General features: G+C 44.0%; 13 protein-coding genes. 10 read left to right on the top strand and 3 right to left on the bottom strand.

Annotation, left to right across the window (positions count from 1 at the left end):
• The first annotated feature begins 82 nt into the window (after positions 1 to 82).
• The 7 genes from C1T21_RS08865 (at position 83) to C1T21_RS08835 (ending at position 7,791) form a co-directional block, all read left to right on the top strand.
• Entirely contained in the window at positions 83 to 1,615 is a 1,533-nt protein-coding gene (locus C1T21_RS08865; RefSeq protein ID WP_308411637.1) for an NAD(P)H-binding protein, read from the top strand.
• Positions 1,616 to 1,737: 122 nt separating this feature from the next.
• Positions 1,738 to 3,846 carry a class I SAM-dependent methyltransferase gene (locus C1T21_RS08860; RefSeq protein WP_103047969.1) on the top strand — a complete coding sequence of 703 codons (2,109 nt, stop codon included), beginning with the start codon at positions 1,738 to 1,740 and terminating at the stop codon, positions 3,844 to 3,846.
• A 90-nt stretch (positions 3,847 to 3,936) separates the two neighbouring features.
• A complete protein-coding gene (locus C1T21_RS08855) occupies positions 3,937 to 4,476 on the top strand; it encodes a GrpB family protein (protein ID WP_103047968.1) in 540 nt (179 codons plus the stop codon).
• Positions 4,477 to 4,500: 24 nt separating this feature from the next.
• The gene (locus C1T21_RS08850) at positions 4,501 to 5,154 is read left to right on the top strand and encodes a hypothetical protein (protein WP_258012400.1); all 654 of its coding nucleotides are present in this window, start codon (positions 4,501 to 4,503) and stop codon (positions 5,152 to 5,154) included.
• 92 nt (positions 5,155 to 5,246) lie between these two features.
• Positions 5,247 to 5,672, top strand: a complete 426-nt coding sequence (locus C1T21_RS08845; protein ID WP_053325184.1) for a VOC family protein — start codon at positions 5,247 to 5,249, stop codon at positions 5,670 to 5,672.
• 235 nt (positions 5,673 to 5,907) lie between these two features.
• Positions 5,908 to 6,381 (top strand): MarR family transcriptional regulator, encoded by a 474-nt coding sequence (locus C1T21_RS08840; RefSeq protein WP_103047966.1) that lies wholly within the window; start codon positions 5,908 to 5,910, stop codon positions 6,379 to 6,381.
• 156 nt (positions 6,382 to 6,537) lie between these two features.
• Positions 6,538 to 7,791: an MFS transporter gene (locus C1T21_RS08835; RefSeq protein WP_103047965.1), complete on the top strand. Its 1,254-nt coding sequence runs from the start codon at positions 6,538 to 6,540 to the stop codon at positions 7,789 to 7,791.
• 193 nt (positions 7,792 to 7,984) lie between these two features.
• Here the strand turns inward: C1T21_RS08835 and nrdF are convergent, their stop codons facing one another.
• From nrdF to nrdI, 3 genes are all read right to left on the bottom strand, one after another.
• Positions 7,985 to 8,950: a class 1b ribonucleoside-diphosphate reductase subunit beta gene (gene nrdF / locus C1T21_RS08830; protein ID WP_029516760.1), complete on the bottom strand. Its 966-nt coding sequence runs from the start codon at positions 8,948 to 8,950 to the stop codon at positions 7,985 to 7,987.
• Between the two features lie 219 nt (positions 8,951 to 9,169).
• The gene (gene nrdE, locus C1T21_RS08825; RefSeq protein WP_061828561.1) at positions 9,170 to 11,254 is read right to left on the bottom strand and encodes a class 1b ribonucleoside-diphosphate reductase subunit alpha; all 2,085 of its coding nucleotides are present in this window, start codon (positions 11,252 to 11,254) and stop codon (positions 9,170 to 9,172) included.
• Positions 11,241 to 11,600 (bottom strand): class Ib ribonucleoside-diphosphate reductase assembly flavoprotein NrdI, encoded by a 360-nt coding sequence (gene nrdI, locus C1T21_RS08820; protein ID WP_016819181.1) that lies wholly within the window; start codon positions 11,598 to 11,600, stop codon positions 11,241 to 11,243. The genes nrdE and nrdI overlap by 14 nt, the downstream gene beginning before the upstream one ends.
• A gap of 405 nt (positions 11,601 to 12,005) precedes the next feature.
• Here nrdI and C1T21_RS08815 point away from each other — a divergent pair, with 405 nt between their 5' ends.
• The 3 genes from C1T21_RS08815 to C1T21_RS08805 are packed head-to-tail and all read left to right on the top strand — an operon-like array spanning position 12,006 to position 14,179.
• Positions 12,006 to 12,368, top strand: coding sequence for a DUF2500 domain-containing protein (locus C1T21_RS08815; protein WP_103048255.1), 363 nt, complete (start codon positions 12,006 to 12,008; stop codon positions 12,366 to 12,368).
• Between the two features lie 60 nt (positions 12,369 to 12,428).
• Positions 12,429 to 12,989: a GNAT family N-acetyltransferase gene (locus tag C1T21_RS08810; RefSeq protein ID WP_103047964.1), complete on the top strand. Its 561-nt coding sequence runs from the start codon at positions 12,429 to 12,431 to the stop codon at positions 12,987 to 12,989.
• A gap of 2 nt (positions 12,990 to 12,991) precedes the next feature.
• The gene (locus C1T21_RS08805; protein ID WP_258012399.1) at positions 12,992 to 14,179 is read left to right on the top strand and encodes an MFS transporter; all 1,188 of its coding nucleotides are present in this window, start codon (positions 12,992 to 12,994) and stop codon (positions 14,177 to 14,179) included.
• Positions 14,180 to 14,240: the final 61 nt, after the last annotated feature.

The following is a 14,240-nucleotide window of genomic DNA, read 5'->3' as shown; positions in this document are numbered from 1 at the left end:
CTTGTCATGAGGCTTGTTACGGGTACTATAAATCAGGGTATGTGAAACACAGAGCGTGATAACGAGTGGGGAGCGGTGTGTAGTGAATGAGCAGCAACGTAATGACAGACAAAGGCGTGTAGATGAGCAGTATCGACCGGAACCTGAGATAAGACAAGTAGAGCGGGAGCTTGGAGCATTGTATCCAAAAGGCAGGTCCCGAATTGCACTGACAGGCGCCAGTGGTTATATCGGGCATAATCTGCTACAGAGGCTGACTGAGCATGCAGATGTCATTGCCTTATCCCGCAATGGAGATCAGCGTAAAAATACAGAGCACGTGGAATGGCGCTCGTGTGATTTTTTTTCCATGGAGGATGCAAATCAAGGATTACAAGGAGCGGATTATGCCGTATATCTCATTCATTCCATGCTGCCCTCGGCGAAGCTGACACAAGGAACGTTTGAGGATATGGATGTGATTTTGGCAGAGCATTTTGCCCGGGCAGCGCGTAATAACGGTGTGAAGCAGATTGTATACTTGAGCGGTATCCTTCCTGGGCATACAAGTGAGGATGAACTGTCCCGACATTTACGCAGCCGTCTGGAGGTTGAGCGTGTATTGAAGTCTTTTGGAGTACCTGTAACCACAATTCGTGCAGGCTTGATCGTCGGCCCACAGGATTCATCGTTTCCAATTTTGGTCAAGCTCGTTCGCAGATTACCAGTCATGATTCTGCCTCGTTGGACCCGAACCAAGACCCACCCGATTGCATTGGAGGATATTTTGAATGCGCTGGATCGGAGCATTGGCAACCGTACTCTTGATGAACAAATTGTAGATGTAGGCGGGCCGGAGGTTATGACATATAGAGAAATGATGCAAAGAACAGCAGAAATAATGGATAAAAAGCGTCGCTTTTTTAATGTGCCGTTGCTGACGATCAAACTGTCCCGCCTTTGGGTTACGCTAGTGACTGGAGCCCCCAAAGAGATGGCTTATCCGCTGATCGAAAGCTTAGCTCATCCGATGGTGGCGCAACGGAAACATAAGGTTCAAGGCATCAGCGATGGGAAGATTTCCTTTGACAAGGCAGCTCGAACCTCACTCGAGCAGGAAGAAGAATATCGGCATAAGAAGAATTCCCATAGTAAGTCCAAAAAGCCGTTAAAGTCAGCAATTCGATCATTAAAATCTGATGTACGCTCGGTGCAACGGATCAAACTCCCGCCTGGGAAGGATGCAACATGGGCCGGGGAGCGCTATTTGACCTGGCTTCCGGTCTTTGCAAAACCTTGGGTGCGTGTCGAGACAGGGGGCGCGGATACCTATCAGTTGTATCTTTTGGGTAGTCGAAAGCCGTTGTTAGAAATGACTTATGACCGTGTGCAGAGCACCTCTGAGTTTGCACTCTATCGAATCACAGGAGGTACTTTTGCTACTGTAAGGGAAGACCATCACGGCAGGCTTGAGTTCCTGCAAATTCCCGGTACAAATATTTGCGTCGTAGCCATTCATGATTATGTGCCATCGCTGCCTTGGTTTATTTATAAATATACACAGGCCAAAGTACATTTGGGGGTTATGTATGCGTTTGGAAAGTATGTCAAGCGGTTGATTGATACAAATGTTTAATATTTTCCACGAGATGGAAGCTACAAATGTATGGTAAAGTGTAATATATACAAGGTTTTATCCAAATATCCTATCGAAAGTCTCCTGTGCATACCGAATCCGAATCACACGAGGTGAGAAAAATGCTGCAATCGTTAAAAGCCATTGCTAATTACAGGAAAGAAAATGATCTGGCCTGGGATACACCGACTTGGCTAAAGCTGCTTGTTTCGGCTGAGGAGCGTATTGTTAATCTGGAACGCATTCGATCCATAGGTGAGTTAAAGGATGCCAATCCTGTACTGGATTACGTGGAGCGTACGTTGCTTATTTTGGACGGACTTCCATTGTCATTCTGGGTTAAAGAGCTACTGGAGGATGTTTTGGTATGGTCTGAGACAGCTAAAGGAGGCACAGTCCGCGAGCGGCTACGCTGGCAGCATGAGGGTATAAATTTATTTGTACATAATATCGGCTCCTCCCAACTGTATGTCAGACAGGCCCAAGCGGAGTCCCCTGCTTACCCGCGCAATAGCATGACCCGAATTCTGATTGAGACGCATGGATTGATCGGGCAATATATACGGGGAGAAATTCCTTTTGCGGAAAATCGACTGCTGCTTGAAATTACTCGTAAGGGCTGGCTGAGCCCTGAGGAACTGGAGCTTGTTTTACGGGCTCTGAATGAGTGTATTATCGCCGGGGTAGAACCTGCATTATGGGACCAAGTACGCAGTGAAGTGGAGCAGCTGATCGGCTGGATTGCATGGGATAACGCACCTGTAGTCTGGAGTGTAAAGGAGCGACTGGAGAGATTACGGTCGGTTTCGATTCATGAAGGGGAGCCGTTCGAGCAGGCTTACACAGAACTAGAGCGGGAGTTGAATGTAGAGAAGGCGCTGGCTCCGTTGGAGAATCGGACACTTTGGTATGTAGAATCAGCTTTGCAGGATTTTTCACTTCAAGAACTGGTAAAGGTATTCTTACTCACATTGAGGGATGGCACGGGGCAGGAACAGCCTGCAACCGTTCGCCATATCAGTTTCGAATCGCTCATGAATACGATGTATTATGACTATCGTGGTGTCAAGAAAATTAATGTATATAAAAAACGAATGATAGAAAAATATTTAAGTGCACTGTCTTGGCAGGACATTTCAAAAGGAAAACGGAAGCATAATCCTCACTTGAGTGCGATCGTGGAGCATAAAGAGGAGCTGCCGAGTACTGTATTTTTTAATTTTGTATTTTCATCTGCGGCTGAGAAACTAATCGATTTTTGTATTGAGGCAGAAAAAACGCCTCTGTATGACAAAGCAGTCCTGCTGCTGTTCGATCTGTTCGGATTACGGCGTGATGCTTATGATCGCTTTCACAATGAGGAAACGTATCTTACAGATATGAACCAGACCGTAGATTACAAAAGGGTCATTTTGGATTATGTGACTGGAACCCGCATACTGGATATTGGACCCGGCGGGGGCGTGCTGCTGGATCTGATCGAACAGGAAAGACCAGATGCGAAGCCATTAGGTCTTGATATTTCTGTGAATGTCATTGAGGCACTTAAACGTAAAAAGCAATTGGAGCGCCATCGTTGGGATGTCATCAAAGGAGATGCGCTTCGGTTGGAGGAATATGTGGAAACGGGGAGCATGGACACGGTTATATTCTCTTCGATTCTTCACGAGCTCTATTCCTACATCGAACGAGATGGAATTCGGTTCAATCCACAAACGGTGGAGGCTGCTTTGCAGAGTGCCTATCGTGTGCTTGCACCCGGCGGGCGTATCATCATTCGTGACGGTATTATGACCGAACCAGTAGAGCAGCGCAGACGAATTCGATTCTTGGAGCCGGATGGAATGGAATGGCTGATGCGGTATGCGCAAGATTTTGCGGGCCGTCACATTGAAATTGAGCGTGTGGGGGAGCATGAGGCTGTTTTGCCAGTAAACGATGCAATGGAATTTCTATATACCTATACATGGGGGGCGGAAGCCTATGTGCATGAAGTGCAGGAGCAGTTTGGTTATTTTACCCCGTCACAGTATGAAGAGCGTATTCGTAACACACTTGGACCACAAGCGATTATCCGGGTGAGCCGCCACTATTTACAGGAGGGCTATGCCGAGGCGCTGTCCAGCCGTGTCGAGTTCATGAATGAGCAGGGCCAGCCAGTTCCTTTGCCAGACAGCACCTGTCTGATCGTGATTGAGAGGCCGAATGATAGGGCTGGAATTGTTAAATGATTTCTAATTTGAACAAGAGAATGCCTTCTGATTTGTGCCAAGCACGATTAGAAGGCATTTTTTAGAAAGCTAGTGGAGGTGTGTTCATGTATGTCCTCGCAGGTGGAAATATCCGGGTATGACCCGCAGTGGGCTGAAGAGTATATGCGAGAGCAAAGGAAAATTGTAGAGGCTCTCAGAGATGTATGTGTTGGCATAGAGCATATCGGTAGTACGTCCGTTCCCAATCTGGGAGCCAAGCCTATTATTGATATTATGGTTGGAGTGGAAGAGTTGGCAAGTCTTCAATCCGAACATCGAGAGCGTCTACAGGGTATTCAATATGAATATGTACATAAGCCTGATTTTCCAGAGAGAGCTTTCTTTCGCCGTGGAGAATGGGGAGCTGGGACTCATCACTTGCATATTTACAAGTATAAAGATGAGCATTGGGAAAACCATCTATTGTTCAGAGATTACTTAAAAGCGCATCCTGATAGCCTGCGAGCGTATGATACTTTAAAAAAAGATTTGGCGTACCAATTCAAATATGACCGTGCAGCGTATACCGAAGCCAAAGGACCATTCATTCGGCAGGTGGTTGAGCGGGCGAAGCTTGAAAGATATAGACAGGGACAGATGAATTCTTAGTACGCATGGACACAAAGTGGAGGAATGATGAAGAATATGATGCTTGATGCACAGGTAACGCCGAATGGCTTAAAAGACAGAATGCTGCTGCTGTCAGCGCTGGACATTATATTGTCTCCAGAAGATTGGTTACGCACGTATCGTATGCAGTCTGAATGGTCTGGTGATGTGTGCCTAGGTGAAGTGAACAACGGCGCTGGAGATACGATTCTTATGCTATGGACGCGTGGAGGTGTGCTGTTGAAGGGTTTTGACCACGAATCCCCTGTAAGTCCTCATGAGAGAGACGAATATGAGGTCTGGCCGGGCATGTACGACGGTGTGCCTGATGATATGATGAAGCTTTTGGAAGACGAAGCGCTGGAGAAAGAGGACGTTACCTTTTGTATGTGGAGGGAGGCGGGAGATAAGGAGTGGCGTATGGGCAACACGAACTTTCCTGAGGGATATGACGATGGCTCATCCTTTTTGCTGGGGAAAATTATAGTTACACCGGAGGAATATCGGGATTGGGCTGAAAGTTACTATGAGTTGCCGATTTCTCTAGGAGTGGTAAGCCAGATTTTCAACGGCGTTCCGATCACTGCACAGATGATCTCTGCGCTTCATCCACAGCGTAACGTTACGGAAGCGATAAAGGAGCTAAAGCAGCTTGGCGTTCAAGTGCATGAAAGCTAAGCATACAGATTTGTTTTTCTTAACAAGTTTTGTATATAATACAGGAGAAATGGCTAGGTTAATCACCTCGAATTAAAGGAGCTGTGTTGAAGATGTCCAAACGTTTGATTCCTTACATCACGATGGATGGAAATGCAAAAGAAGCAATCGAATTTTATGAAGAGGCATTGGATGCTCAACTGCTTTTTATTCAAACCTTTGGGGAAATGCCGGAAAACCCCGATTTTCCCATTCCCGCAGAGGTCAAGGAACGTGTGGGACATGCTACCCTTAAAGTGGGTGAGACAGAGCTCATGTTTTCTGATACCTTTCCCGGATCACCGTTTAGCAGTGGGAATCAGGTGAGCATCTGTATTACAACCGATAGTGTGGAGCAAGCTCAAAAAATGTTTGATGCTCTACAGCAAGGAGGACAGGTGGGAATGCCTTTGCAGGAAACCCATTTTAGTCCAGCTTATGGAAATGTAACGGACAAGTTTGGTGTCACCTTTCAAATGTTCACAGAGGCTCGGTCTTAAGAAATGGAAAACGGCTCGATTCCGCTACTTTAGCGATCTGGCCGTTTTTTTGCGTGTATGTCCTCGTTTGAAAAATAAATATACATACATACAGCATGGGGAGTGATATCTTTTTTTACCCTGCTTGCCGTTTAGTAGATTAGGTTTATTTACTGAATCTTAGACGCTTGTTGAAATAGAAACAAAAATATATTATATTATGTTGTTAATGCACCAACGGGTGGGAGGACAGGCCATGAACAAAGAAGAACAGGTCATGATGGGTTTCAGGGACTTATATAACAAGATGGTTTGGCTAAATAAGGATAAGATGGAAGACAGTCTTAAGGGTTATAAGTCTTCAGAAGTCCATTGCATTGAATACATTGAAAGAAATGTAGATTCTAACGTGACAAAACTTGCGGAGTCCATTTATATGACTAGCGGTGCCATAAGTAAAATAACTAAGAAGCTCATAAAAAAAGGCATTATAGAAAGCTACCAGAAGCCGGATAACAAGAAAGAGATCTATTTTCGGCTTACGGAGCAAGGGAAAGTAATCTATAAAATCCATGAGGACCTGCATAAAGAGTTTCAAGAGCGAGATAAAGCCGTATTTGAGCAGGTAACCGAGGAACAATTTGATAGTATGCTTAACTTCGTGGAAAAGTATAATAGGCATTTGGATGCAGAAATAAAGAAACAGGGTATAGATATTAAGTCGGAATAAATTTGAATAATGAAAATCAAACCACAGGCAGCCGGGCTCTATTGAGAACGGGCTGCATTTTTTTTTGTTATTATTTTGTTGCCGAGGAAGCAAAATTGTGATACGATATTTTTGCTTCCAAGGAAATAAAAACATAGCTTTTGAGGGGAGAATTTAATGTTCAAATTTAGATCACACAATGAACAGAACACAGAACAAACCGTAGATAAACACGCTTTAATATTCGGTCTTATCTCTGTGTTTCTTTGCGGAATAGGCTTCAGTATCATAGCACCTGTCGTCCCATTCTTAGTACAGCCTTATATAAGCAATCCGGGAGAACAAGCTATCGTTGTCACGCTGCTGACCTCTGTTTATGCCTTCTGCGTGTTTTTTGCGGCCCCCGTGCTTGGAGCTCTGAGTGACAAATATGGCCGTCGTCCATTGCTCTTAATATGCCTTTTGGGTTCCGCAATCGGGTACTTGGTTTTTGGCATGGGAGGAGCTCTATGGGTACTATTTGCGGGACGCATAATAGAGGGTATAACAGGTGGGAGCATAAGCACGATCTTCGCCTATTTTGCAGACATCATTCCTCCAGAACAGAGAACCAAATACTTTGGATGGGTGAGTGCGGTTGTAGGTGTAGGCACTGTCATTGGCCCAACTCTAGGCGGATTACTTGCCAAGTTTGGTTATTCTGTACCCATGTATTTTGGAGCAATCATAACTTTAGTGAATGTTATATATGGGTTCTTTTTTATGCCGGAGAGCCTTGACAAGAAACATAGACTGAAAGAAATTACTTTTGTAAGACTTAATCCATTCATACAGCTTGCAAACCTGCTTTCCATGAAAAACTTAAACAGGCTACTTATCTCAGCGTTCTTACTTTGGATACCCAACGGATCTTTACAGGCCGTTTTTTCACAATTTACAATGGATACTTTTAGTTGGAAGCCTACACTAATCGGACTTATGTTCTCAATTATGGGTGTCCAAGACATTATCTCACAAGGTTTCATCATGCCAAAGCTTTTGAGAAAACTTAGTGATAAACAGATAGCCATTCTTGGAATGGTTTCGGAGATTATAGGCTATAGTCTTATTGCAGCCTCGGCATTGTTCTCATTCTATCCTCTTTTTATCGCTGGAATGTTTATATTTGGTTTTGGTGATTCGGTCTTTGGGCCTTCATTCAATGGGATGCTCTCCAAGTCTGTTGATTCTAGTGAACAAGGAAGGATTCAAGGAGGTAGTCAATCTATTCAGGCTTTAGCAAGAATGATGGGGCCTATCATTGGAGGTCAAATCTATGTATCACTTGGTCATGCCGCACCCGCTTTTATGGGTATAATCCTTATAGCAGCGGCAATACCAGTTTTATATAAGCGAACGCAAGTAAATAAGGATTTTGCAAAAATCCCATAAGCGACTTCCAATGAACAAGATATAGATCGAAATGGTTTAGCTCGTCTATATCTTGCACTTCGGAGCGACTGGAATCGAATTTTGCAAAATCCTAAAATATGTAAACTATCTACTTTGTTTACAGTCTGAGCCATCCGTATGCGGACGGCTCTTCATAGTATCACCTTGCTAAATTAATTTCACGTATTTGTACTTATACGCCAAAATTAAAATCATCATCTGTCAGCGGCTCTACATTCATCGCCCGCACATAGCCGTTTCCTTTTTTAGAAAAGAAATCATGTTGCTTAGTGTGGGTGCTGATGCCGTTGAATACAATAGGATTAACTTCTTCTTCTTCAAACAGTGGATCAAAGCCCAAGTTCATCATGGCCTTGTTGGCGTTGTAGCGCAAAAAGACTTTCACATCGTCTACGAGTCCAATAGGAGTGTAAATTTGCTCGGTGTATTGTTCCTCGTTATTGTGCAAGTAGCGCAACAAGCCTACCAGTGTCTGATAAAGATCACGTTGCTCTTCCTCATCCAATTCTGCATAAATCTCCTGTGCCAGTACACCTACGTACACACCGTGAATACTTTCGTCCCGTAGGATCAAATCGATAATTTCTCCACTGCATGTCAACTTGCCCTGGCCCGCCAGATAAAGAGGGTAGAAGAAGCCGCTATAAAATAAATAGCTTTCTAACAGCACCGACGCTGCCATCGCGAGATACAGGTCTTTCGGTGTGTGGATATTCATATAATACTGACGAATGGTTTCTGCCTTGGTTTGGAGATGTGGATTTTCTTCCACCCAGCGGAATACACCGTCAATTTCTTCCGTGGAAGCTAGCGTTGTAAAGATGCTACTGTACGACTTGGCATGAATTTGTTCCATCATCGCCATAAAGCTTAGTACGGCTTTGCGTTGCAGTCCGTCCACATGCTCCATAATTTGCGGCATACCCACGCCGCCTTGAATGGTATCCAGTAGCGTCAATCCGCCCAGCACCTTCATGTAGGCTTCTTTTTCGATATCACTGAGGGTTACCCAGGACATTTTATCGTCAGACAACGGGATTTCATCATCCGTCCAAAATTGCATAATGTTCTGGTTCCAGAACATCAATGTGAAATCATCGTCCGAGCGATTCCAGTTTACAGCTTGTATACCTGTCATTGTTAGCATTCTCCCTTCAGCTTGCGAGATTCCCTGGAAACACACATTGAAATAGTGTAGGCGAATCATCGTATGCTTGACATACGGAAGCTGTATCCGCAGGGGTCTTGTCCAGTCCCGTAAAGGTCTGAACCACACGCTGGATACAGCTTCTAATGCAAAGCATCTATATCTATTCAAAATCTAATTTTTATACTACAGCTTGTTACCATTTATGCTTTAGATGGAGCAGGTGAGGCACTCTTCCACAGACAGCTTTTTGGTGCGTGTGTAGTATAACGATTTAAGTCCTTTGTGTGCAGCGTATAGATAGCAACGTGCTAACTGACGCGTAGTCACGTCACTGTTCACATGAAGCACGGTCGAAATTCCTTGGTCCACGTGTGGCTGGATTTCTGCAATCAGATCAAGCACTTTGAACTGGTCCATTTGATAAGCAGATTTATAGAAGAACACGTTATCCTTTTGCAAATAAGGCATTGGATAGTAGGTCGTCGAATTGGCATAGGTACGGGTTTCAATCTGCTCAACAATCGGCATGACGCTGGATGTTGCATTTTGAATGTACGAAATGCTAGCAGTCGGCGCAATCGCCATCCGATAGGCGTGGTACAGACCATTTTTCATCACATCTGCTTTTAATTTGTCCCAGTCCGCTGAAGTCGGAACATAGATGTCTTTGAACAACTCTTGTACACGTGCAGTTGTCGGACGATAATCTGTGTTCAGGTATCGGTCAAAATATACGCCTGTCGCATAATCCGATTCCTCAAATCCATAAAAGCTTTGTCCAGCTGCTTTCGCGATTTCCATACTTTTTTCGATGGAATGATAGTTCATCGTCATGAAGAAGGTACGGACAAAGTCCTTCGCTTCATTGCTTTCATACGCAATTTTGTTCTTGGCAAGATAGCCGTGCAGATTCATGACACCCAGACCGACGGAGTGCATTTCACGGTTTGCTTTCGCAACACCCGGTGCATTAGCTACTTGGGTCATATCGCTGACCGAGGTGAGAGCAATCATACCCTCGTGAACGGATTCGCGGATTTTGCCATGTTCCATCACATTTACAATGTTCAGAGAAGCTAGATTACAGCTCACGTCCCGGCGGATGGTATCCTGTTGGCCGTAATCTGTAATTTCGGAAGTTTCCTGCAACTGGAAGATTTCCGTGCATAGGTTCGACATCTTGACTTGACCCACGTTTTTAAGAGCATGTGCCTGGTTCGCGTTACTTTTGTTCATGATATATGGATAACCAGACTCCAACTGAATCATGGCAATTTTCGTCAGCATATCACGTGCGCTCATCGCTATTTTTTTCTTCACCCGATCGTCAGCGAGCAGCGTGTCGTACATTTCATCCAAATCCATGTCGTCCAGATGCGTTCCATAGGCTTTGAACACACTGTAAGGAGCAAATACATGCAGCGGTTCATTATCTTGAGCCAGCTTGTAAAAGCGGTTTGGCACCAGCAATCCAATAGAAAGTGTCTTGAGACGTACTCTTTCGTCAGCATTGATCTTTTTGCTATCCAGGAACTCAAGCACGTCCCATCCGAAAATGTTGTAATAGGCTGCCCCAGAGCCTTTACGTTGCCCCATTTGATCCGCATAGGAGAAACCGTCTTCCATCAGCTTCAGCACAGGCATAATGCCTTTTGCTGCGCCTTCTACGCCTTTAATCGCTTCGCCGCGTGCCCGCAGTTTCGACAGGTTGACCGCAACACCGCCCCCGATTTTGGACAACTGCATGCAGGTGTTCAGCACATAGTTGATTGAGTTCAGGGAGTCGTCCATTTCGAGCAGGAAGCAGGATACCAATTCCCCACGGCGGCTTTTGCCTGCATTCAGGAAGGTTGGTGTTGCTGGCTGGAGGCGTTGCTCCATCATCGAGCGGGACAACAGGCGTGCTGTATCGGCGTTACCGCGTCCTAAATGCAGCGCGACAGCAGCAACCCGGTCAGGGTAATGTTCCAGATAGACTTTCCGGTCGTTACTCTTCATTGCATAGTCGGTGTAAAACTTGGATGCTGCCATATAGGAAGGAAATTTAAAATTATAGCTATGAGTGATATGGAAAATATCATTAATTTCGTCAGCCGTGTAGCTGTTATAAAAATTTTCGTAATAATCATTCTCAATCATATACAGCACTTGAGCGGCTGTGTCAGCAAACTTCAAACTCCGTTCCTGAACTTCCTTCATAAATTCTGCTACAGCCTCTTGGTCTTTTTCCAATTGGAAAAAGCCGTCTGTATCGCGTTTCATCAACATGTTGTTCAATTCAATATGCCGCAACTCGGCTCACCTCCTGTTTAAAACGCTCTACATCTCCGAACGTTCCAGATAATTCAAATTTACTAATCACGGGGACATTATAATGATCGGCAATCAAATCCGCACTTTTGGCAAATTTCTCACCCCAGTTACGGTTGCCGCTTGCAGCTACACCAACAAGGTTTTGAGCATTCTTTTTCAAAAAGGAAGATACCCTCTCAGGTATCTGCCCAAACCCAGTTGTATATGTAATAAGTACGTAAGGTTCTTCTATAGTCATTTGCTCCTCGATCTGAACCGCTGGAAGCTTGAGCTTGTTTATAAATCTTTTTACATTGCCGGTCTTCGAATCATATGCAATCAGCATGGTATGCAACCTCCTTAAACAATTAACGAAAAAAGAAAACGCATTGCCTGGGATCTATTATAGATGGAATCCCTTGCTGGCTGCGCCATTTAAGATTTTGACTCTATATTTACATGTATTTTCATACCTGTATCTTCAAGATATCGGGCATAAATACGTTTTTTACACTATATTTAGAGTACATTCTCTATTTTATATCTATATATAGTTTTGTCAATCGGTCTAGAGGAGATCAGAGGACCCAGATCGGGTATAAGTCCAAGCGGGGTGCGGAAAAGAGCGAAAGAACTTTTTTTTCGTAAGTATGTTAAAAAAGTATTGGAGTTTTTGAGGGTGAAGATGTACGATTTGTCAATGGGCAATAGAATGGAAAATTTACATTTTACTGTAGAAAGGATGAAGCAAATGGGAAGTGATTTTATGGAATTTCAATCGTTTAATATGATCTTTTTTATCGTATTTGGACTCATTGCTTTTGTAATGATTATGGGAATTGTCAAAACGATAGGAGCGGGCCTGTCCAATCAAGCAGCCGAACGGGTACAACGTTCATGTAAGGTTGTGGATAAACGGACGAGAGTGCGTGGGGGATCAGGCGATTTTTCAGCTTCGACATATTATTATATCACCTTTGAGTTTGACGGGGGTGAGCGTATGGAGCTGGAGGTGAAGGATACGTACTTTGGTATGATTGTGATCGGGGATCGTGGGGAGCTTCATTATAAAGGTACGCGTTTTCTGGAGTTTGTAAGAGTAATGGAAGCATAAAGGTGTTGGCGGGGAGTTAGTGTTGCCAAAAACAAATACATAATTGGAGGGAAGATTACGATGCCGCATATCATTGGAAAACGAATTGTATTGAGAGAATACCGTCAAGAAGATGTACCAGCTATCCGAAAATGGGTCAATGACCCGGGAATCACACGTGGTTTAAGCGACGTGTTTATCTACCCGCATTCACAGGTGAATAGCGAATCCTTTGTGCAGATGATGATTGACGGCAACCCCGAGATCAAAGGTTTTGTCATTGCGCATAAAGACACACTGGACTATATCGGACAACTGGATTTATTCAAAATCAACTGGGTGAATCGGCACGCCACCTTTGGTGTTGTGATCGGGCGTGACGGTGATCTGGGCAAAGGTTACGGACGGGAAGCGATCGGGCTGTTACAAAAATTCGCATTTCATACGCTGAACCTGCATCGGCTGGAGTTGGAGGTCTATGCGTTCAATGAACGTGCATACCGTTGCTATTTGGCATGCGGCTTCAAGGAGGAAGGGCGGCTACGGGAAAAGCTATTCAGGGAAGGGCAATATTATGACATTATTCAGATGGGGATTTTGCGAAGTGAATATGAGGCTGCAGAGCAAGCGACGGAATCCTGAGAGTGCAACCTCATAAGCTATTTTACTCCGTCAGCTTTCTTCAATTTTTTATGAGTGAAATCACGGGGACTACGCTCATCCTATTTCTATTAGCTAAAGGACTTTCTCTGCAAAGTGCGAACTTCTTACTGGTTGTATTCTTTGTAAGTATTTTTTTGTTTGAGATACCCACAGGGGCTATTGCAGACAAGTATGGCAGAAAAATTTCTGTTATTTTGGGACTTTGCTGTTTTTTAGTCTACAGTGTATTGTTCGTTTGGACAGATCATATCGGGGTGCTTGTGTTCGCGCAAGTTTTTGGGGGTCTGGCTATATGTTTACAATCAGGTTCGTTGGAATCCTGGGTTGTGGAAAACAGTGATAAGCCCATGGAAGTTCTTTTTACAACCTCTAACAGTATACAGTACATTTCGGGATTTATTTGTGGTCTGTTGGGGGCCTTTCTCGCAACCTATAACTATTCACTTCCATGGGCGGTCAGTATTTTATCTATTATTGTATGCATTTTTCTATGCTCCTTTTATATGGATGAGGAGAATGTTGCTCATCAAAAGACGTCTACTACTCGCATTAAAACGATTATCGGAGAAAGTGTCCGTATCGGTTTTGAAAATAAGTCTATCTGGATTGTATTTATGATTGGTTTATTTATCAGCTTTTCGAACTCAGCGGGGAATACATTTCAACAGCCACGTCTGGTTGGCCTTTCCGAACAAGGGATTTGGATTATGGGGTTTATCAAGGCAGGCTATTCACTATGTATGACTTTGGGAAGTTATCTAGTTCGAAAGCTAGGCGCCAGATACAGTGATGTACATATACTCATGTATGCTTGCGGGATGATTGGGATATGGCTCATTTTAGCCGGTGCGTTCAACACATTTTATCCTGTATTGCTTACCTTTTTAATTTATGAGATTGGGCGCGGGATGTACCCGGTTGCCAAACAAATTTTTCTCAACAAAAGAATCACGAATGAGTATCGTTCCACATTACTATCTCTGGATTCTGCGATTTCACAATTAGGCATGTGCGTAGGTTTAATCGTGACAGGGATCATAAGCCGTAAATTTACGGATTTGTCTTCCGATCAAACGCCGATTCAAATATCTTGGGTGATGTGTGGCGGGATTGCGTTGATTCCAATCATTTTATTTGCTTTACGTCAATCGGGTATCAAGGAAAAGTAATTCTTGGGAAGACAAAGAAACCAAACAGAATGTTTAATGTAGAAGGGCTGAACAGCATGGT

Origin of the sequence: Paenibacillus sp. F4 (assembly GCF_002894905.1) — a bacterium.
Classification (GTDB): domain Bacteria; phylum Bacillota; class Bacilli; order Paenibacillales; family Paenibacillaceae; genus Paenibacillus; species Paenibacillus polymyxa_B.
The sequence above is the reverse complement of the archived record's forward strand: the minus strand, read 5'-3'. Positions and strand labels throughout refer to the sequence as shown.

Coding starts and splice junctions, on each gene's coding strand:
- C1T21_RS08845 (WP_053325184.1), top strand. CDS start 5,247: ATGTCCAAACGTTTGATTCCTTACATCACGATGGATGGAAATGCAAAA.
- C1T21_RS08815 (WP_103048255.1), top strand. CDS start 12,006: ATGGGAAGTGATTTTATGGAATTTCAATCGTTTAATATGATCTTTTTT.
- C1T21_RS08810 (WP_103047964.1), top strand. CDS start 12,429: ATGCCGCATATCATTGGAAAACGAATTGTATTGAGAGAATACCGTCAA.
- C1T21_RS08840 (WP_103047966.1), top strand. CDS start 5,908: ATGAACAAAGAAGAACAGGTCATGATGGGTTTCAGGGACTTATATAAC.
- C1T21_RS08855 (WP_103047968.1), top strand. CDS start 3,937: ATGTCCTCGCAGGTGGAAATATCCGGGTATGACCCGCAGTGGGCTGAA.
- nrdI (WP_016819181.1), bottom strand. CDS start 11,600: ATGCTGATTGCATATGATTCGAAGACCGGCAATGTAAAAAGATTTATA.
- C1T21_RS08860 (WP_103047969.1), top strand. CDS start 1,738: ATGCTGCAATCGTTAAAAGCCATTGCTAATTACAGGAAAGAAAATGAT.
- nrdF (WP_029516760.1), bottom strand. CDS start 8,950: ATGACAGGTATACAAGCTGTAAACTGGAATCGCTCGGACGATGATTTC.
- C1T21_RS08835 (WP_103047965.1), top strand. CDS start 6,538: ATGTTCAAATTTAGATCACACAATGAACAGAACACAGAACAAACCGTA.
- C1T21_RS08850 (WP_258012400.1), top strand. CDS start 4,501: ATGATGAAGAATATGATGCTTGATGCACAGGTAACGCCGAATGGCTTA.